Source organism: Ancylobacter sp. WKF20 (assembly GCF_029760895.1).
Classification (GTDB): Bacteria; Pseudomonadota; Alphaproteobacteria; order Rhizobiales; family Xanthobacteraceae; genus Ancylobacter.
Genome location: NZ_CP121679.1, coordinates 3347859 through 3366551, shown reverse-complemented (window position 1 = coordinate 3366551; position 18693 = coordinate 3347859). Strand labels below are relative to the sequence as shown.

At 67.1% G+C, this 18693-nt stretch carries 21 protein-coding genes; 18 read left to right on the top strand and 3 right to left on the bottom strand.

What is annotated here, in order from left to right; all coding sequences use genetic code 11:
- Positions 1-143 precede the first annotated feature (143 nt).
- The 4 genes from AncyloWKF20_RS15465 to AncyloWKF20_RS15450 all read left to right on the top strand — a co-directional run bounded on the left by AncyloWKF20_RS15465 (position 144) and on the right by AncyloWKF20_RS15450 (position 1355).
- Positions 144-356: a cold-shock protein gene (locus AncyloWKF20_RS15465; RefSeq protein ID WP_279314900.1), complete on the top strand. Its 213-nt coding sequence runs from the start codon at positions 144-146 to the stop codon at positions 354-356.
- A 170-nt stretch (positions 357-526) separates the two neighbouring features.
- Positions 527-652 (top strand): hypothetical protein, encoded by a 126-nt coding sequence (locus AncyloWKF20_RS15460; protein ID WP_267584592.1) that lies wholly within the window; start codon positions 527-529, stop codon positions 650-652.
- Positions 653-661: 9 nt separating this feature from the next.
- A complete protein-coding gene (locus AncyloWKF20_RS15455; RefSeq protein WP_267584593.1) occupies positions 662-919 on the top strand; it encodes a hypothetical protein in 258 nt (85 codons plus the stop codon).
- Between the two features lie 127 nt (positions 920-1046).
- Entirely contained in the window at positions 1047-1355 is a 309-nt protein-coding gene (locus tag AncyloWKF20_RS15450; RefSeq protein ID WP_279314899.1) for a hypothetical protein, read from the top strand.
- Positions 1356-1379: 24 nt separating this feature from the next.
- Here AncyloWKF20_RS15450 and AncyloWKF20_RS15445 read toward each other — a convergent pair whose 3' ends face one another.
- Positions 1380-2204: an inositol monophosphatase gene (locus AncyloWKF20_RS15445; protein ID WP_279314898.1), complete on the bottom strand. Its 825-nt coding sequence runs from the start codon at positions 2202-2204 to the stop codon at positions 1380-1382.
- Between the two features lie 314 nt (positions 2205-2518).
- Here AncyloWKF20_RS15445 and AncyloWKF20_RS15440 point away from each other — a divergent pair, with 314 nt between their 5' ends.
- The 10 genes from AncyloWKF20_RS15440 (at position 2519) to AncyloWKF20_RS15395 (ending at position 12890) form a co-directional block, all read left to right on the top strand.
- The gene (locus AncyloWKF20_RS15440; RefSeq protein WP_279314897.1) at positions 2519-3868 is read left to right on the top strand and encodes a sugar ABC transporter substrate-binding protein; all 1350 of its coding nucleotides are present in this window, start codon (positions 2519-2521) and stop codon (positions 3866-3868) included.
- 120 nt (positions 3869-3988) lie between these two features.
- The gene (locus tag AncyloWKF20_RS15435; RefSeq protein WP_279314896.1) at positions 3989-4543 is read left to right on the top strand and encodes an SIS domain-containing protein; all 555 of its coding nucleotides are present in this window, start codon (positions 3989-3991) and stop codon (positions 4541-4543) included.
- 108 nt (positions 4544-4651) lie between these two features.
- Positions 4652-5554 carry a sugar ABC transporter permease gene (locus AncyloWKF20_RS15430; RefSeq protein WP_279314895.1) on the top strand — a complete coding sequence of 301 codons (903 nt, stop codon included), beginning with the start codon at positions 4652-4654 and terminating at the stop codon, positions 5552-5554.
- Positions 5554-6366, top strand: coding sequence for a carbohydrate ABC transporter permease (locus AncyloWKF20_RS15425; protein ID WP_279314894.1), 813 nt, complete (start codon positions 5554-5556; stop codon positions 6364-6366). Before AncyloWKF20_RS15430 ends, AncyloWKF20_RS15425 begins: the two co-directional genes overlap by 1 nt.
- Positions 6363-7289 (top strand): TIM barrel protein, encoded by a 927-nt coding sequence (locus tag AncyloWKF20_RS15420; protein ID WP_279314893.1) that lies wholly within the window; start codon positions 6363-6365, stop codon positions 7287-7289. The genes AncyloWKF20_RS15425 and AncyloWKF20_RS15420 overlap by 4 nt, the downstream gene beginning before the upstream one ends.
- Positions 7290-7299: 10 nt before the next feature.
- Positions 7300-8271, top strand: coding sequence for a sugar-binding domain-containing protein (locus AncyloWKF20_RS15415; protein ID WP_279314892.1), 972 nt, complete (start codon positions 7300-7302; stop codon positions 8269-8271).
- 49 nt (positions 8272-8320) lie between these two features.
- On the top strand, positions 8321-9403 hold the full coding sequence (gene ugpC / locus AncyloWKF20_RS15410) for a sn-glycerol-3-phosphate ABC transporter ATP-binding protein UgpC (RefSeq protein WP_279314891.1): 1083 nt from the start codon (positions 8321-8323) through the stop codon (positions 9401-9403).
- A 30-nt stretch (positions 9404-9433) separates the two neighbouring features.
- Positions 9434-10468: an NAD(P)-dependent alcohol dehydrogenase gene (locus tag AncyloWKF20_RS15405; RefSeq protein ID WP_279314890.1), complete on the top strand. Its 1035-nt coding sequence runs from the start codon at positions 9434-9436 to the stop codon at positions 10466-10468.
- 86 nt (positions 10469-10554) lie between these two features.
- Complete coding sequence (locus AncyloWKF20_RS15400) at positions 10555-11283, top strand: SDR family oxidoreductase (RefSeq protein ID WP_279314889.1); 729 nt, start codon at positions 10555-10557, stop codon at positions 11281-11283.
- Positions 11284-11285: 2 nt separating this feature from the next.
- Positions 11286-12890, top strand: coding sequence for an FGGY-family carbohydrate kinase (locus AncyloWKF20_RS15395; RefSeq protein WP_279314888.1), 1605 nt, complete (start codon positions 11286-11288; stop codon positions 12888-12890).
- A gap of 3 nt (positions 12891-12893) precedes the next feature.
- On the opposite strand, the gene AncyloWKF20_RS15390 is transcribed toward AncyloWKF20_RS15395, so the two are convergent.
- The gene (locus tag AncyloWKF20_RS15390) at positions 12894-13994 is read right to left on the bottom strand and encodes an NAD/NADP-dependent octopine/nopaline dehydrogenase family protein (RefSeq protein ID WP_279314887.1); all 1101 of its coding nucleotides are present in this window, start codon (positions 13992-13994) and stop codon (positions 12894-12896) included.
- A 90-nt stretch (positions 13995-14084) separates the two neighbouring features.
- Positions 14085-14546, bottom strand: coding sequence for an Lrp/AsnC family transcriptional regulator (locus AncyloWKF20_RS15385; RefSeq protein ID WP_279314886.1), 462 nt, complete (start codon positions 14544-14546; stop codon positions 14085-14087).
- Positions 14547-14880: 334 nt separating this feature from the next.
- On the opposite strand from AncyloWKF20_RS15385, the gene AncyloWKF20_RS15380 reads away from it, so the two are divergent.
- From AncyloWKF20_RS15380 to AncyloWKF20_RS15365, 4 genes are all read left to right on the top strand, one after another.
- Positions 14881-15618 carry an aspartate/glutamate racemase family protein gene (locus AncyloWKF20_RS15380; protein ID WP_279317992.1) on the top strand — a complete coding sequence of 246 codons (738 nt, stop codon included), beginning with the start codon at positions 14881-14883 and terminating at the stop codon, positions 15616-15618.
- Positions 15619-15680: 62 nt separating this feature from the next.
- Positions 15681-16781, top strand: coding sequence for an extracellular solute-binding protein (locus tag AncyloWKF20_RS15375; RefSeq protein ID WP_279314885.1), 1101 nt, complete (start codon positions 15681-15683; stop codon positions 16779-16781).
- Positions 16782-16910: 129 nt separating this feature from the next.
- A complete protein-coding gene (locus AncyloWKF20_RS15370) occupies positions 16911-17876 on the top strand; it encodes an ABC transporter permease (RefSeq protein WP_279314884.1) in 966 nt (321 codons plus the stop codon).
- 10 nt (positions 17877-17886) lie between these two features.
- Entirely contained in the window at positions 17887-18690 is an 804-nt protein-coding gene (locus AncyloWKF20_RS15365) for an ABC transporter permease (protein WP_279314883.1), read from the top strand.
- The last annotated feature ends 3 nt before the right edge of the window (positions 18691-18693 follow it).

Sequence of the window (18693 nt, the reverse complement as noted above, 5' to 3'; positions counted from 1 at the left end):
TAATCATGTCGATAAACGGCGAACTGAACGTCACTTCGCGCGGAAAATAGTTTCGCGCCACTATGTTCATTTTCCTGAAAATGCGATTTCGACGGCCCGCAATGTCTGCGGGCAAGCCAGAATACAAGATGAAAGAGCTTCCCATGGCCACGGGAACCGTGAAATGGTTTAACGCCCAGAAGGGCTTCGGATTCATCGCGCCGGATGACGGCGGCAGTGATGCATTCGTTCACATCAGCGCTTTGGAGCGTGCCGGTCTCAGCGATTTGCGCGAGGGCCAGAAGGTCGGCTTCACGCTCGTGCCGGATCAGCGCAGCGGCAAGATGACGGCCGACAAGCTTGAATCGCTGAGCTGAGAACGGACCCCGGCGGACCGCTTCGGCGGTCGCCGATCCGTCAGGATACGAGGCCCCCAGGGCCTCCGCAGGGCGCTTCGCGCCTTCAGCCCCGCGCCTCTCCGAGGTCGCGGGGATTTGTGTGACGGCGCCTTGTGCGGCAGCGACAATCATCAGGTGGAGGCCATCCCATGGCTAAAGGACAGCTACGCGGCACCCGTGAAGCCAAGAAGCCGAAGAAGGTGAAGCCGCCCGTCGCGGCCCCGACCCTGCTGAAGGGCGCCCCCGTCACCCTCGGCGCCAAGAAGAAGGTCTGAGGCACGTTCATGCTCAGCCGGACACGGGAAACCACGGTCACCTTCCGGCATCCCTTCACGCTGAGCGCCTTTGACCGTCCCCAGCCGGCGGGAACCTACCGCGTCGTCATCGACGAGGAAGAGATCCCCGACATCACCTTCCTCGCCTTTCGCCGGGCGGCGACGATGCTGCACACGCCGGCAGTCGCCGGCTCTGGCAGTGTCCAGGTTTTCACCGTCAACGCCGATGAACTGGCCAAGGCGCTCGACGCCGACCAGATTCGCTAGAGCATTTTCGAGCGAAGTGGATTCCGGTTCGCGTGAAGAAAATGCGTCCGAACAATAATTTAGAGCTATTGCGGTGAACCGGATTTCACCGCAATAGCTCGTGGCGCGTCCCCAGGAGGACATCCGCATGGACTATCTCGGTGGAATGCGCGGCGACGGCCTGCTCCTGTGCGGTTCGGGAGCGGCGGTGCCGACGACCTATGATTTCGACGGCTATCTCTCCAATTCCGGCCAGGTGACGAGCTGCGGCGAGATCCGTCTTGCCTCCGCCGCGCTGCGGCAGGTGTTCGGCCGCGCCGATCTGCGCCTGCGCACCGCCGGCGGGCGCCTGCTGCGCCTGCGCTTTTCCGAGAAGCGCCTGTCCAGCGGCGAGGCGGCCGCTCATGTCGATATCATCGGCGACCTGCCGGCCGCCGCCGAATGGCGCCGCCGCTGAACGCCCTGCGATAATCCGCGCGCCTCAGGCGCCGCTGAGCCGCTTCAGATCGGCGTGCACGCGGGCATTGCCGGCCCAGATCGGACCGGGATTGGCGAGATCGCCGGCGAAGCTCGCTTCGCCCCCCGCCTCGCGGATCAGTGCCGCGCCCGCCCAGCAATCCCAGCAATAGAGCATCGGGTCGTAATAGCCGGCGATGCGGTTGGCCGCGACATAGGCCAGCATCAGCGCGCCCGAACCGATTCGGAACAGCACCCCGCCCTCGCGATACAGCCCCTCGACGAATTCCCCGACCTCTTCCGGCGTCGCCTTCTGCGTGGCGCCGAAGCCGATGGTGGTGGAGGCGAGCGTCCAGTCCGGGTTCATGACGAGGCGCCGCCCGTTGAGATAGGCGCCGGCGCCCTCCATCGCCCAGTACAGCTCCCGCAGCATCGGCGCGTAGATGGCGCCGCCGACCGGGCGCCCTTCATGGGCGAGGCCGATCGAGACGCACCAGTTCGGCTGGCCGACGAGGAAGGGCATGGTGCCGTCGATCGGATCGACCACCCAGACATAGCCGGACGTGCCGCGTGTGGCCGCCTCCTCCTCGCCGACGATGCCGTCCTGCGGGAAGTGCCGGCCGATGGCGGCGCGCAGCCAGGTCTCGACCGTGCGGTCGGCCTCGCTGACCAGATCCTGTGACGAGGATTTCAGCTCGGGGTGCAGCGCCTCGGGCCTCAGGAAGAAACGCCGCGCCTTGCTGCCGGCGGTTCGGGCCAGCTTCTGCGCCAGCGCGACGCGGGCGGCGAGGGCGTCCACCGGCTGCCCCTGTTGCGCTTCGCCTTGCGTCCTGTCCCCGGCAGCCACCATGCGTCTCTCCCCTTCCTGGCGTCTTGTCTGGCCCTGCAATTCGCGGGCTATGTTGACGCCATGCTATTGCATAATCCAGATTACAAATGTATCGAATTTCGCACGACGCGACGGAAGCGTCCCATCCAGGTTCCTGATCGGCTCGCCCCGCGAGCCTTGCTGAACAGCTTTCCCCGGCCTCGCGCGGGCGGTTCCGGGAGTTCGGCGATCATGAGGAAACGGGCGGGAAGCCTCCCGAGCCAACAAGACGAGACGGCCCAGCCGTCCCTGCGGCCCGCTGCCCGGCGGCGCCACGCCATCTCAGGAGGAAAGACATGAAGCGTGCATTGAGAATCTGCGCCAGCGTGGTGGCGCTCGCCGCCGCCACGGCGGCGATGCCGGTCGCGGCCATGGCCGACTGGCTCGAAGAGGCCGCCAAGCCTCTCAAGGGAACCGAGGTCAACGGCATCTTCCTCGACCGTCCCGGTTACCGCGCCATCATCAAGCTGCTGCCGGAATTCGAGAAGAAGACCGGCATCAAGGTCAATTACGAGATCGTTCCCTATGAGAACGCCCGCGAGAAGGAAGTGCTGAACTTCACCTCGCGCGGTGACCTCACCATGGCGCTGGTCGATCTCGTCTGGATCGGCGAGTTCGCCGAGAATGGCTGGCTGGTGCCGGTCGACGACCTCGCCAAGGACAAGGCGATCACCGACCCGAACCTGAACCTCAAGGGCTTCTTCCCGCTGCTGCTCGACGCCTTCGGCAGCTGGGGCGGCACGGTCTACGGCCTGCCCTTCGACAATTATTCCGGCCTGCTGTTCTACAATTCCTGCAAGCTCAAGGAAGCGGGCTTCGACAAGCCGCCGGCGACCTGGGCCGAGCTGAAGGACGTCTATGGGCCCAAGCTCACGGACCCCTCGAAGAACCAGTACGCCTATGCCCTGCAGTCGCGCCGCGGCGAGACGCAGTCAGCTGACGCCTTCATGCGCTTCCTCTGGCCCTTCGGCGGCTCGCTGCTGAACAAGGAGTTCAAGTCGAACCTTCTCAGCCAGGGCAGCCAGGACGGCCTGAAGTTCCGCCAGGAACTGCTCAAGTACCAGCCGCCCGGCGTCGTCAGCTTCGATCACGCGGAAGCGGTGAACGCGCTGGCCCAGGGCCAGGTGGCGATGATCACCGAATGGTCGGCCTTCTACTCGACCCTCGCCGACCCCGCGACCTCCAAGCTCGGCGACTGCCTCGCCGTGGCGCCGGAGCCCGCCGGCCCGGCCGGCCGCCTGCCCGCTCTGGGTGGCTTCTCGCTCGCCGTCGCCGCGCAGGCGACCCCCGAGCAGCAGAAGGCGACCTGGCTGTTCATCCAGTGGGCGACTTCGGAAGCCATCGCCAAGGCCTATGTCGAGGCCGGCGGCGTGTCGGGCCGCATGGCGGTCTATGAGGATCCGGCGATCAAGGCGAAGTACAAGTTCGTCGCGCCGATGGTCGCCTCCTGGCAGGCCGGCGTGCCGGAATATCGCCCGCGCTTCCCGGCCTGGCCGGCGATCTCCGAGATCGTCGCCGAATGGGGCTCCAAGATGGAGCTGGGCGAAGTCTCGGTGGAGGCCGGCTCCAAGGAGATCGGCACCCGCATGGAAGCCATCCTGCAGAAGGAAGGCTACTACGACGGGAAGAAGAAGCTCCTCCAGTGACGGCTTGAGCGCGGCACGCGCGGGGTTCCGCCCCCTGCGTGCCGGCTCCTGCGGGCGGGTGCCGGAGCCCGCGACCCGGCGCCCGCCCCCTTTTTCCTGATACTGTCCCGGGATTGTTCCATGACCACGCTTCATGCCCGTGCGCTGGACGAGATCCGCGCCTGCCTCGACCAGGTGAGCGGCGCCGACATCGACGCCGCGGTCGCGGCGCTGGCCGGCGCCAACCGCATCGCGCTCTATGGCGTCGGACGCGAGGGCCTGCAGATCAAGGGCCTCGCCATGCGCCTGTTCCATCTCGGCCTGAAAGCCGCGGTGGTCGGCGACATGACCACCCCGCCGGTGGGGGAGGGCGACCTGCTCGTCGTCTCCGCCGGGCCGGGCGATTTCTCCACCGTTGCCGCGCTGATGGGCGTCGCCCGCCACGCTGGCGCGCGCACCCTGCTGGTCACCGCCGAGCCCACCGGGGCCGCCGCCGCGCGCGCCGACACGGTGCTCGTGGTGCCCGCCCAGACCATGGCGCGCGACCAGGGCGCGGCCGCCACCTCGGTGCTGCCCATGGGCTCGCTCTATGAAGGCGCGCTCTATGTGCTGTTCGAGATCCTGATCCTGAAGCTGCGCGACCGGCTCGCCATCACGCCGGCCGCGATGCGGGCGAACCACACCAATCTGGAATGAGGCCGCGGGATGAGGCTCCCCCGCCTCCTCCGCAACGGCCACCGCGACACGCCAGCGGCCCGCGCCGCCGGCGCCTTCGGGAAGTGAAGACATGCGGGAATTGAAGAGATGAGCGCAACCCAGACCAAGCCCAATCGCGGTTACGGCCGCTGGACGCCGCTGTGGTTCCTCGCCCCGGCCGTCCTGACCCTCTTCGCCATCGGCATCTACCCGACGCTGTTCGCGCTGGTCACCTCGTTCCGGCGTTACAACATCGCCCGCCCGCGCGACGGTTTTCCCTTCGTCGGCTTCGAGAACTACGTGGCGGTGCTGACCGACAGTACTTTCTGGTCCTCGCTCGGCCTCACCGCGCAATTCTACCTGACCGCGCTGCCGATCCAGGTCGTGCTCGGCCTCATCGTCGCGCTGCTGCTGCACAAGCCGGGCATGGGGCTGTTGAAGTCGCTTGCCCGCGTCACCCTCGTCGTGCCGCTCGCCACCACCTATGCGGTGGTCGGCCTCATCGGCCGGCTGATCTTCAACCGCGATTTCGGCGTGGCCAACCAGTTCCTGTCCGTGCTGGGCTTCGGCCCGGTGGACTGGCTGTCGACCCCGAACGGCGCCTTCGCCGCCATCGTTATCATGGATGTCTGGCAGTGGACGCCGTTCTGCGCGCTGATCTTCCTCGCCGGCCTGTCCATGGTCCCCGGCGAGATCGAGGAGGCGGCGCGGCTGGAGACCTCCTCAAAGCTCGCGCTGCTGCGCCATGTGCAGCTGCCCTATCTTCTGCCCGGCCTCACCGCCGTGATGATCCTGCGCTCGGCCGACGTGCTGAAGCTGTTCGACATGGTGTTCGTGATGACGCGCGGCGGGCCGGGTTCGGCCACCGACCTCATCTCGATCTACATCCAGCGCGTCGGCTTCCGCATCTTCGATCTCGGCACGGCATCGGCGCAGGCGATCCTGCTGCTCATCCTCACCATCATCATTAGCCGGCTCTACATCCGCGTGCTGTACCGGGAGGTCAACTGATGCGTACCGGCAAAATCCTCCACGCGCTCGGCCTCGCCGCCGTCGTCATCTTCTCGCTGTTCCCGTTCTTCTGGATGGTGGCGGCGAGCTTCAAGAGCCAGGCGGACATCCTCGCCTCGCCGCCGGTGTGGTTCTTCACCCCGACGCTCGACAATTACGCGCAGATCTTTTCCGACACCAAGGTCTCCGGCGCGATCATCAATTCGCTGATCGTCGCGGCCTTCGCCACGCTGCTCTCGGTGGTGCTGGGCACGCCGGCCGCCTTCGCGCTGGCGCGCTATGATTTCCGCGGCAAGTCGGATTTGTGGTTTTGGTTCATCTCCAACCGCATGACGAGCCCGATCGTGCTGGCGCTGCCGGTCTATCTGCTCGCCATGTACATGAACCTGCTCGACACCCATCTGGTGCTGGTGCTGGTCTATCTCACCTTCAACATCCCGATCGTGGTGTGGATCGTCACCGACCAGTTCAAGTCGATCCCGCCGGATCTGGAACAGGCCGCGCGGCTCGACGGCGCCGACCAGTTCACCATCTTCCGCAAGATCTATCTGCCGCTCGGCGCGCCCGGCATCGCGGTGTCCGCCATCTTCTCCTTCATCTTCTCGTGGAACGAGCTGCTCTACGCGCTGGTGCTGACCCGCCGCGCCGCGCAGACCGCGCCCGTGGTCGCGACCTCCTTCATGTCCGGCTATGAGCTGCCCTGGGGCAAGATCATGGCGACCGGCACGGTGATCGTGCTGCCCGTCACCATCTTCGCGCTCATCGTCTCCCGCCACATGGTGCGCGGCCTCACCATGGGAGCGACCAAGTGAGCGACAACCTGAGCGTGGCCCAGACCCCCATCCCGTTCGGCATCAACCTGTCCTTCTGCGTGAAGCGCTGGGTGACGCCGGAACTATGGACGCAGATCGTCAGCGAGCGGCTGGGGCTGAACCTCGTCCAGCTCTCCTTCGACCTGATCGACCCGATGTGGCCGGACGCCATCCTCGAGCGTCACGCCGCCGAGCTGCGCACGCGCACGGCGCAGGCGGGCGTGACCATTCACAGCGCCTTCATCGGCCTCGCCCACTACACCTATAACCAGCTGCTCCACCCCGACCGGGACGTGCGCGACTATGCGGAACAATGGTTCGCCCGCGCCTATCGCGTGGCGGCCATGGCCGGCATCACCCGCGTCGGCGGCCCGCTCGGCGCCATCGCCTCGCGCGTTGACGGCGTGGAGCCGGACGCGCTGGACGCGGCCGACTATGCCGACCTCATCGCCCGCATGCATCGCCTCGGTGAGCGCGCGGCAGCTGAGGGGCTGAGCGAGCTCTATGTCGAGCCGACCCCGATGCGCCGGGAATGGCCGTGGACCATCGCGCAGGCCAAGCAGATGATGGCCGACGTCGCCGGGAGCGCTGTCCCGTGGCGCTACTGCGTCGATTGGGGCCATGGCACGCATGAGCCGCTCTACGGGCCCGACCATGGCGCGATGGAGCCGTGGTTCCGCGAGCTGAAGCCCTTCATCACCGCCGTCCATATCCAGCAGACCGACTTCCAGCTCGACCGCCACTGGGACTTCACCGAGCCCGGCCGCGTCGATCCTGTGGATGCGGCGGCGCTGCTGCGTCGCACCGGCATCGCCCCCGCGCCGGTGTTCCTCGAAGTATTCTATCCCTTCGAGAAGGACGACCTGTCGATCCTGTCGGCGCTGGAGATCACCTCCGCCCGGCTGCGGCAGGCCTTCGCCTAGGGGGGATGGCATGAACATGGTCGGGCGCGAACGCAAGCTGGTGGAAGCTCAGGAGATCGAGGCGGCGCAGATCCGCGCCCGCGTCGCCTGGCTGTATTTCGTCGGCGGCCTGACCCAGCAGGAGATCGCCGACCAGCTTGGCCTCACGCGCCTGCGCACCAACAAGATCCTCGGCCAGGTCCGCTCCGACGGCTCGGTGCAGATCGACATCCGCCTGCCCATGGCCGACTGCATCGACGCCGAGCGCAAGCTGATGGCGCGCTATGGGCTGGAGGCGGCGAGCGTCGTGCCGGCGCTGCCGGATGAGGGCGAGCAGCAGCGCGTCATCGGCGAGGCCGCCGGCGCCGAGCTCGACCGGCTGCTGGAGAACGGCATGGGCCTCGGCGTCGGCTGGGGCAAGACGCTGGCCGCCGGGCTGAAGCGCGTCACCGCTCGCCCGCTCTCGCAATGCTACGTCACCTCCGTCATGGGCGGGCTCACCCGCGGCTCGGGATCGAGCACCTTCGAGGTGGCGACCGGCTATGCCCGCACCATCTCGGCCGAGTGCTACTACCTCGCCGCTCCGCTCTATTTCCCCACGCCCGAGAGCCGCACCATGCTGCTCTCCCATCACGGCATCAGCGAAACCATGCGCCGCGCCCGCGCGGTGGATGTGGCGCTGCTGTCCTGCGGCGACATGACGACCCGCTCGCTGCTGGTGCAGACGCAGACCGTCTCGGAAAATCTCGAGGGCCTGCGCGCCGCCGGCGCCGTGGGCGATCTGCTCGGCGTGTTCCTCGATGCCGATGGCCGCCCGGTCGACCACCCGCTCAATGAGCGCGTGCTGTCGCTGGCGCCGCATGAAGTGGCCTCGGCGCGCTACTCGATCCTTGCCTCGGGCGGCCTCTACAAGGTGCCGATCGTGCGGGCGATCCTGCGCGCCGGCTATGTGAAACGACTGGTGACCGACGAGCGCTGCGCCGCCGCGCTGCTGGAGAGCTGACGACGGGCGGCGCGCGCCCGCGCCCGCCCCGATCTGGAGTTTTGAGCCGATGACCTTCCTGCGACTGGACAACATCAAAAAGAATTATGGCGACGTCTCCGTCATCAAGGGCGTCAGCTTCTCGGCGGCGAAGGGCGAGTTCGTGGTGTTCGTCGGCCCCTCGGGCTGCGGCAAGTCCACGCTGCTGCGCATGATCGCCGGCCTTGAGGATGTCAGCGAGGGCCAGCTGCATATTGACGGGCGCGACGTGACCTATGAGGAGCCCGCCAAGCGCGAGGTCTCCATGGTGTTCCAGTCCTACGCGCTCTACCCGCATATGAGCGTGTTCGAGAACATGGCCTTCGGCCTGCGCATGGCCAAGAAGCCGGAAGCCGAGATCAAGGCGCAGGTGGCCGAGGCCGCCCGCATCCTCCAGCTCGAACACCTGCTCGACCGCAAGCCGCGCGCCCTCTCCGGCGGCCAGCGCCAGCGCGTCGCCATTGGCCGCTCCATCGTGCGGCACCCGAAACTCTTCCTGTTCGACGAGCCGCTCTCCAACCTCGACGCCGAGCTGCGCTCGCAGATGCGCGTGGAGATCGCCAAGCTGCACCGCAGCCTCGGCGCCACCATGGTCTATGTCACCCACGACCAGATCGAGGCGATGACGCTGGCCGACCGCATCGTCGTGCTGCGCGCCGGCCTCGTCGAGCAGATCGGATCGCCGACCGAGCTTTATGACAAGCCGGCCAACACCTTTGTCGCCGGCTTCATCGGCTCGCCCAAGATGAACTTCATCACCGCCAAGGTCCGCGCTACCGGCCCGTCCGCGCTGGTGCTGGAAGGCACGGCCTTCGTCGGCGGCACGCTGACGGTCGAGACCCCCTCCGCGGGCAAGGCGAAGGTGGGCGACACCCTCACCGTCGGCCTGCGCCCCGAACATCTCACCGTCGAGCCCGCCCAGCCGGTGCTGGCCCTCACCCTCGATTTCGCCGAGAGCCTTGGCGGCTCGACGCAGCTCTATGCCCGTGGCGAGGGCGAGCCGATCATCGTGCTCACCGCCGGCCGCCCCGCCCTCCAGCCGGGCGACGCGCTGAAGCTCGGCATCGACCCCCGCCACATCTATCTCTTCGACGCCGCCGGCCTCGCCCTCTGAGCCGACCCGTCACCGGACAGGACCATTCCCGTGAAAGCACTCGTTCTGGAAAAGAAGGGCGAACTCGCGCTGAGGGACATCGACCTCCCCCTCGAGGTCGGCCCCGATGACGTGAAGATCGCCATCCACACCGTCGGCGTCTGCGGCAGCGACGTGCACTACTACACGCATGGCGCCATCGGCTCCTTCGTGGTGCGCGAGCCCATGGTGCTCGGCCATGAGGCCGCCGGCACCATCACGGCGGTCGGCGCCCATGTGAAGAACCTCAAGGTCGGCGACCGGGTCTGCATGGAACCGGGCGTGCCGAACATGAACTCGCGCGCCACCAAGCTCGGCATCTACAATGTCGACCCGGACGTGCGCTTCTGGGCGACGCCGCCGATCCATGGCGTGCTCACCCCTGAGGTCGTCCACCCGGCCGCCTTCACCTACAAGCTGCCGGAGAACGTCTCCTTCGCGGAAGGGGCCATGGTCGAGCCCTTCGCGGTCGGCCTGCAGGCGGCGACGCGCGCGCGCATCACCCCCGGCGATGTGGCGGTGGTGATCGGCTGCGGCCCGATCGGCATCATGACCGCGCTCGCCGCCCTCGCTGGCGGCTGCTCGCGCGTCTACATCTCCGACCTCTCCGCCCCCAAGCTCGCCATCGCCGGCCAGTATCCGGGCATTCACCCGGTCAACATCACCGAGCGGGCGCTGAAGGATGTGATCGCCGAGGAAACCGAGGGCTGGGGCGCCGATGTGGTGTTCGAGGCCAGCGGCTCGCCGCGCGCCTATGAGGGGCTGTTCGACGTGGTGCGGCCGGGCGGCACGCTGGTGCTGATCGGCATGCCGGTGGAGACGGTGAAGTTCGATGTTGCCGCCGCCATCATCAAGGAAGCGCGGCTCGAGACCGTGTTCCGCTACGCCAACAATTTCGACCGCGCGGTGAACCTCATCGCCTCCGGCAAGGTCGATCTCAAGCCGCTGATCTCCGAGACCTTCGACTTCGCCGCCAGCATCGAGGCCTTCGACCGCGCCGCCAAGGGCCTGCCGACCGACGTGAAGCTGCAGATCCGCATGCCGTGAACGCCCGACGCTGAGGGCGCGGCGCACTCCCTCTCCCCGTCCGGGAGAGGGACGACCACCACAGAACCGAACCACCGGAGTTTCACATGGCCTTACGGCTTCAGGGCAAGGTTGCCGCCATCACCGGCGCGGCGTCGGGCATCGGGCTGGAATGCGCCCACGCCATGATCGAGGAAGGCGCGAGCGTCGCACTCGTCGACCGTGCCGCCGATGCGCTGGAATCGATCTGCGCCGAGCTCGGCCCCAAGGCCGTGCCGGTGGTGGTCGATCTGCTCGATCCGGTGAGCGTCGCGACCATGCTGCCGCAGATCCTCGACCGTTGCGGCCCGCTCGACATCTTCCACGCCAATGCCGGCGCCTATATTGGCGGCGACGTCGTGGAGGGCGATCCCGATGTGTGGGACCGCGTGCTCAACCTCAACGTCAACGCCGCCTTCCGCACCGTCCATGCCGTGCTGCCGCACATGGTGGAGCGCGGCACCGGCGACATCATCTTCACCTCGTCGATCGCCGGGGTGGTTCCCGTCGTGTGGGAGCCGGTCTATACCGCCTCGAAATTCGCCGTGCAGGCCTTCGTCCACACCGTGCGCCGGCAGGTCGCCAAGCATGGCGTGCGGGTGGGGGCGGTGCTGCCCGGCCCGGTGGTGACCGCCCTGATCAAGGACTGGCCGCAGGCCAAGCTCGACGAGGCGCTGGCCGCCGGCGCGCTGATGGAGCCGAAAGAAGTGGCCGATTCGGTCATCTTCATGCTGACCCGTCCGCGTAACGTGACCATTCGCGACCTGGTGATTCTGCCGAACGGAACGGATCTGTGACCATGGAAGGATGTTTCGCGGGGATTGATGTCGGCACGGGCAGCGTCCGCGCCGGCATTTTCGATGCGGCGGGCACGCTCATCGCCTCGGCCAAGCGCGACATCCGCATGTGGAAGGAGCCCGGCGACATCGTCGAGCAGTCCAGCGCCGACATCTGGGCGGGCGTCTGCGCCAGCGTGCGCGAGGCGGTGGCGAAAGCCGGCATCGCGCCCGCCGACATCAAGGGCATCGGCTTCGACGCCACCTGTTCGCTGGTGGTGCTGGGCGAGGGCGGGGCGTCCCTGCCCGTCGGGCGCCATGGCGATGCGGCCCGCGACATCATCGTGTGGATGGACCACCGCGCCACCGGGCAGGCCGACCGCATCAACACGCTCGGCAGCCCGGTGCTGGATTATGTCGGCGGCATCATCTCGCCGGAGATGGAGACGCCGAAGCTTCTCTGGCTCGCCGAAGAACTGCCCGCGACCTTCAACGCCGCCTGGCAGTTTCTCGATCTGGCCGATTTCCTCACCTGGAAGGCGACCGACAGCCTCGCCCGCTCGGTCTGCACCGTCACCTGCAAATGGACCTATCTGGCGCATGAGCGCCGCTGGGACGCCGACTATTTCCGTAAAGTGGGCCTCGGCGCGCTGGCGGAGAAAGGCTTTGCCCGCATCGGCACCGACATCGTCGCCGCCGGCACGCCGCTCGGCACCGGGCTGACCGTGCGGGCAGCGGACGAGCTCGGCCTTGCGCCGGGCACGGCGGTCGCGGCCGGGCTGATCGACGCCCATGCCGGCGGCATCGGCACGGTCGGCGCGCGCGGCGGCGCGGGGGATGCGCTGAACCGCATGGCCTATGTGTTCGGCACCTCCGCCTGCACGCTGCTCACCACCGCCGACCCCGCCTTCGTGCCGGGCGTGTGGGGCCCGTATTTCTCCGCCATGGTGCCGGACCTCTGGCTGAACGAGGGCGGCCAGTCCGCCGCCGGCGCGGCCATTGACCGTCTCGTGCGGATGCACCCGGCGGCGCCGCAGGCCGAGACCATCGCCCGCGCCGAGGGCAAGAATCTCAGCATGTGGCTCGCCGCGCAGGCGGAAGCGGCGGGTGGGGCGGCGGCGATCGCCAAGCTTGCCGGCACGCTGCATGTGGTGCCGGAATTCCTCGGCAACCGCGCCCCCTTCGCCGACCATCTGGCGCGCGGCATTGTCGCCGGCCTCGGCATGGATGAGAGCGTGGAGAGCCTTGTCGGCCTCTATATGGCGGGCCTTGCCGGCATCGGCTATGGCCTGCGCCAGATCCTCGACGCGCAGCACGCCAAGGGCGCGCGCACCGATCTCATCGTCATCAGCGGCGGCGCCGGGCAGAGCCCGCTGGTGCGGCAGGTGCTGGCTGATGCCGGCGGTACCCGCATCGCCGCGACCACCTCGCCCGAGCCGGTGCTGCTGGGTTCCGCCGTGCTCGGCGCGGTGGCGGCGGGCCGCTATGAGAGCTTCGCCGCCGCCATGTCGGCCATGTCGGAGATCGAGGCGGTCTATGAGCCCGATCCGGCGCTCCGCGCTTGGCATGACCGCCGCTTCACCGCGTTCGAGGCGTTCCAGGCCGCCTATCGCGCCGCGCGTGGCTGAGCCTCACGCGACCGGATACCCGGTCGCGCAGAGGGCGGCGAGCGCGTCCACCGACAGCGTGTCGAGGCCGAGCGCCGGCAGCAGATTGTTGTCGGCGGCGAGATCGCGCCCGGCGGCGGCCGAGAGCAGCGCCACGCCCGCCGCGTGCAGCGTCGCCGGCCGGCCGGTGAGCTGGCCGAGCAGCACGGTCGGCACGAGCCCGAAGGGCACATCCTCGAAGATGTAGCGGCTATCGAAGCTGGTCGGGCCGAAGCCGCCGCGCCCTTCCGCGTGCATCTGCTGGTTCATCTCCGACACGCTGGCCATCGGCACGTGGAAGGACAGCGAGAAATGCTCGCGCACCGTGCGGACCGACAGGCCGAAGCTCTCGGCGATGGCGAGGCGTTCGGCGTCCAGCGCCTCGATGACGCGCCCGACGGCGGGCGTCACATGCTCCCCCTGGCCCCAGGTCTCGCCCTTTTCCATGCGGGTGAGGTTGAGCAGGGCGATGCCGAGATGGTTCTGCGGGTTGAGGTTGCTGAGCGCGATGGCGAGCAGCCCGTCGCGGCGCACGAAGCGGTCGCCGAAGAGGGTGGTGCAGAGCGCGTGCCCCTCCTCGATCGCCTCCTTGGGCAGGGTGGCGACGTCGATCTTCTGGCGCACCGTGTTCACCTTCACACTGTCCGGCGCGGTGTCGGCGCCGACCGGCGACTGCACGCGGGCGGTGAGCAGCGTCGTGCCCCAGACGATGATGGGCGCGCTCACGCCCCGCGCCGCCAACGCCCGCGCGAGGTAGAGCGCGCCGAAGGAGGAGTGCGAGGAGATGATGATGGGCTGGCCGGGCCGGATATACGGGATCACCGCGTCATAGGCGGCGCGGTGGCCATAGCCGGGCAGGGCGACGAACAGCACGTCGCCGGTCGCAACGGCCTCGGCGGCGCTGGCGGCGGTCGCGACCTTGCCCTCGAACTCAAGCGCGCCGAACGCCTTCAGCGGCGCGCCACTGGCGAGCGCCTGCGTCGCGCGGCCGGAGGGCGACCACAGCACGGGCTCATGGCCGGCGGCGGCGAGGAAGCCGGCGACGCCAAAGGCGATGGAGCCGGCGCCGAGGATCGAGACACGCATGGGAATTTCCTTCGTCGGGAGAGGTCGAGGCGCGCGGAGCAAGGCGCGCGGCGCCGGCGAACCGGCGGGCCAGGGGAGCCGATAGGGCGCTCAGATATATTTGGTCGGCAGCGCCGTGGTGAATTTCATCTCCTCCATGGCGATGGAGGAGGACAGGTCGGAGAACTCCACGCGGCTGATCAGGTTCTTGTAGACCTGGTCGTACACGTCGATGTTCGGCACGACGACGCGCAGTAGATAGTCCGTCTCGCCGGTGAGGCGGTAGGCTTCCATGATCTCGGGGATGTCGCGGATCTCCTTGCGGAAGGTGTCGAGCCAGGCGGTGGTGTGACGGGGCACCTTGACCGAGATGAAGATGGTCATCGGCACATTGGCCTTGCGCTGGTCGATCAGCACGACCCGGTTGCGGATGAGGCCCATCTCCTCCATCCGCTTGATGCGCCGCCAGCACGGCGTGTGCGACAGCCCCACCGCCTCGGCGATCTCGACCACTGACTTGCCGGCGTCCTGTTGCAGGATGTCGATTATCTTGCGGTCGATCTGGTCGAACACGTCTATCCCCCTGCCGTCCTTTTATTCGGTTGTAGTTCAGCAGAACGTTGTTCGTCGAAAACGTCAATATACGTGAAGGTCGCGGTGCGAAAGGAAAGGATATTACCGCAGGCTCGCCCTTCTACATCGCCGGTGGATGATTCTTGGCGAAAAAATGGGCGTTTGGTGAGCGCCGCGTAGCCACTTCGAAAGGGGCGTGACATCATCCTAAATTCCAGCTAAATGGTAGGATAATATCCTAAACTGCAGGCGCTTGGCGTAAAACAACGCAATGCATTCCCGAGCGACACCCTTATCATGCCCTCCCACGTTCTGTGGAAGTGTGGGTTTGATGATGAAGCGGATTGGCCTGATCGGCGGCATGAGCTGGGAAAGCACGGCCGTCTATTACCGGCGGCTCAACGAGCAGGTGCGTGAGGCGCTGGGCGGGCTGAGCTCGGCCGATATCGTGCTGCGCTCGGTGAATTTCAGCGACATCGTTGCGTTGCAGAAGGCGGGCGACTGGGATGCCGCCGCGCAGGCGCTCGGCCAGGTGGCGCGCGAGCTGGAGCAGGCGGGAGCCGAGATGGTGCTGATCTGCACCAACACCATGCATTTGCTCGCCGACCAGGTGCAGGCCAGCGTCGGCATTCCGCTGATCCACATCGCCGATGTCACCGGCGCGGCGGTGCGCGCCGCCGAGTGCCGCCGCCCGCTCCTGCTGGCGACGCAGTACACGATGGAAAAGGAATTCTACCGCCACCGCATGGAAGAGCGCTTCGGCCTCGACGTTCTGGTGCCGGAAGCCGAGGAGCGCCGGGAGGTGCACGAGGTCATTTTCTCGGAATTGTGCTGCGGCATCATTCGCCCGGACTCCAAGCAGCGCTATCTCGACATTGTCGAGAAGGGGCGCGCGGCCGGGGCCGACAGCGTCATCCTCGGCTGCACCGAGATCGGCCTTCTGGTGAGCGCGGAGGATTTCGCCTTCCCGACCTTCGATTCCACCCTGATCCACGCCGATGCCGCCGTGCGGCTGTCGCTGGGGGAGGGCGGGGCCATGGCGCCTGCCGCGCTGGCCCCACTCATGCATTGACGCCCGGCCGCCGCGCGAGCTCCGGGTCGCGATAGGTCCACCGACAACCGCCAGAGGATGCCATGAACCGATTTGACCTGACCCGCCGCTCGACGCTGAAGCTCCTGGGAGCCGGCGCCGGCCTCGTCGCCGCGCCCTATGTCATCCGCCCCGCCCGCGCCCAGAGCAAGGTCGTGAACATCACGACCTATGACAAGTTCGTGCCGCAGTCCTTCATCGACCAGTTCCAGAAGGACACCGGCATCGAGGTCCGCGTCCGCCTGACCGACGATCAGGGCAAGCAGTACAATCTGCTCACCGCCGAGGGCGGCGCGCCGACCACCGACATCGTCACCGTCACCGGCCACCGCCTGTCGCAGTTCCTGGCGTCCAAGCTGATCGTGCCGCTCGATGTCGGCCGCATCGGCAATTTCGGCAACCTCGCGAGCGCCTATAAGGGCGCGCCGCAGCTCACCATCGACGGCAAGGTCTATGGCGTGCCGCTGCTCGCCGGCTTCGAGGGCCTCGCCCGCAACACCCAGTACACCAAGCCCACCGACACCTGGGGCTACATGTTCGAGGGTGAGTTCAAGGGGCTGACCTCCTACATCATCTCCGACTTCATCGCGATCGTGATGAAGTACCAGGGCAATGACGGCGACTTCGTCACCTATGAGGGCAAGCCCGAGATCGCCCAGGCGGCGACCAACAAGGCGCGCGACTTCCTGATCGCCAACAAGGACAAGGTGCGCAAGTACTACGACGCCGGCTCCGAGGTGCAGCAGATGTTCCTCAACGAGGACATCCACCTCGCCCAGACCTGGTCGGGCCCGGCCGCCAAGCTGATCATGGACGGCCATCCGATCGCGCTGTCGATCCCGAAGGAGGGCACCTATGGCTTCCTCTACTCCTTCAACATCGTCAACAACGCGCCGAACGCGGACGCCGCCTACACCTTCCTGAACGCCATCCTCGCCTCGCCCGAGATCGGTGCGGCGATGACCCGGCAGTCCGGCTTCAGCTCGGCCTTCGGCGGCGTCGACAAGCTGCTGAACGACCGTGAGCGGGCGGCGCTGGCCCTGCCGCAGGAAGAGATCGAGCGGATCCAGTTCTTCAGCCCGATCAACCGCAAGATGAAGAACGACATGATCGACAAGGCCACCGCCGAGATCAAGGCGGCCTGATCGGCCTCATCGGCCTGATCGTCCACCTCACTGCACTGACAAGACTGCACGCACGAGACAGGCCGGGTCGCCCTTTTCCGGGCGATCCGGCACACTGGAGCCGATGACGACGCCATGGTCGAGAGCAGCATGACGGATACCCGAACCGACCGCCGCGAGGCCGGTCCGCGTTACCGCGGCTGGATCGGCCGGCTCATCCGCTCGCCGCTTTATGGCGCCACGCTCGGCGCGCTCGCGGCCAGCCCGCGCGCCCGGCTGATCCTGCTGATCGTCGTGCCGCTGGCCTGGATCGTCACCTTCAACATCGGCCCGATCTACCAGATGGGCCGCATCAGTCTGATGCAGACCTACCCGGCCCCGGAGAGCGGGGCGATCCTAACGCTCGACAATTACAGGCTTTTCTTCCGCGAGCCGCTCTATTTCATGCCGTTCATCCGCAGCCTGATCTTCGCGGCGGTGGTGACGGTGGTGACGCTGCTCGTGGTCTACCCGGTCGCCTATTACGTGGCGAAGGTCATCCGCCCGCAGAACCGCAAGCGCGCGCTGCTGCTGCTTCTGGTGCCGTTCTGGGCGGGCGAGATTATCCGCACCTTCTCGGTCATCATGCTGCTGGCCAATCGCGGTGCGCTGAACTACGCGCTGCGCGAGCTCGGGCTGATCGACCGGCCCATCCCCATGCTCTACACCTATTTCTCGCTCAGCTTCGGCGTGGTCTACCTGATCGCCCTCTACATGCTGCTGCCGCTCTACTCGGCGATCGAAAAAATCCCGCCGCAACTCATTGATGCTGCTGCCGATCTCGGCGCCGGGCCGTTCGAGCGGTTCAAGCGGGTGATCCTGCCGCTGTCGAAGGACGGCATCGTCTCCGGCTGCAGCCTCGTCTACCTCATCTCCATCGGTGTCTTCACCGCGCCGCTGCTGCTGGGCGGCCCGAACACGGTGATCTTCCCCGAGATCATCGCCGCGCTGTTCCACGCCTCGAACGACAAATGGCCGGCGGGCTCGGCCTTCTCCATCCTGATGCTCATCGTCTCGCTCTCCACCGTCGGCCTGTTCATGAAGGTCGTTGGCGGGCGGTCGGTGCGGCTATCCTGAGGGCGCGCACATGACCAGCTTCGCCAGCCGCTATTTCACCGATCTGCCGAAGACGGCGCTGTCGGCCTCCTACTGGATCTTCGTGATCTACCTCCTGCTGCCGCTCAGCCTGATGATGGCGATGAGCTTCAAGGAGGCGAGCTTCATCGCCTTCCCGATCCAGAACTGGACGCTCGACTGGTACGCCAAGGTGTTGCAGGACCAGCAGTTTCTCGGCGCGGTCGGCTACTCCATCTTCATCGCGCTGGCGACGACGGCGGTCGCGCTCGTCATCGGCGTGTGGATCGCGCTCCTGGTCGCGGCGGAGGGCATCTGGGGCCGGGCCATCATCTTCGCGCTGGCCTGCCTGCCGGCGGTGGTGCCGGGCCTGATCAATGCCATCTCGATGCGCATCTTCATCCGCGTGCTGGATATTCCGACCGGCACCGGCGCCATCATCCTCGGCCACACCGTCCATGCCGTGCCCTTCGTGGTGGTGATGGTGCTCACCCGCCTGCGCTCCATGCCGCACAGCCTGACGGATGCCGCGCGCGATCTCGGGGCCGACAATTTCGTCGCCTTCCTGCGGGTGACGGTGCCGTACCTCGCCCCGGCGCTGGCCGGCAGCGCCATCTTCTGCGTGCTGAGCAGCATTGACGACTTCGTGCGCACCTTCTTCCTCGGCGGCTACCAGCCGACCTTGCCCATGCTGATCTTCGCCAAGGTGCAGGGCGGCATGTCGCCGGAAATCAACGCCATGGCGACGATCGTGCTGATCGTCACCGCCGCCGTCGGCCTCTACGCCGAACATTTCACCCGTCGTTCCAAGGCCTGACCG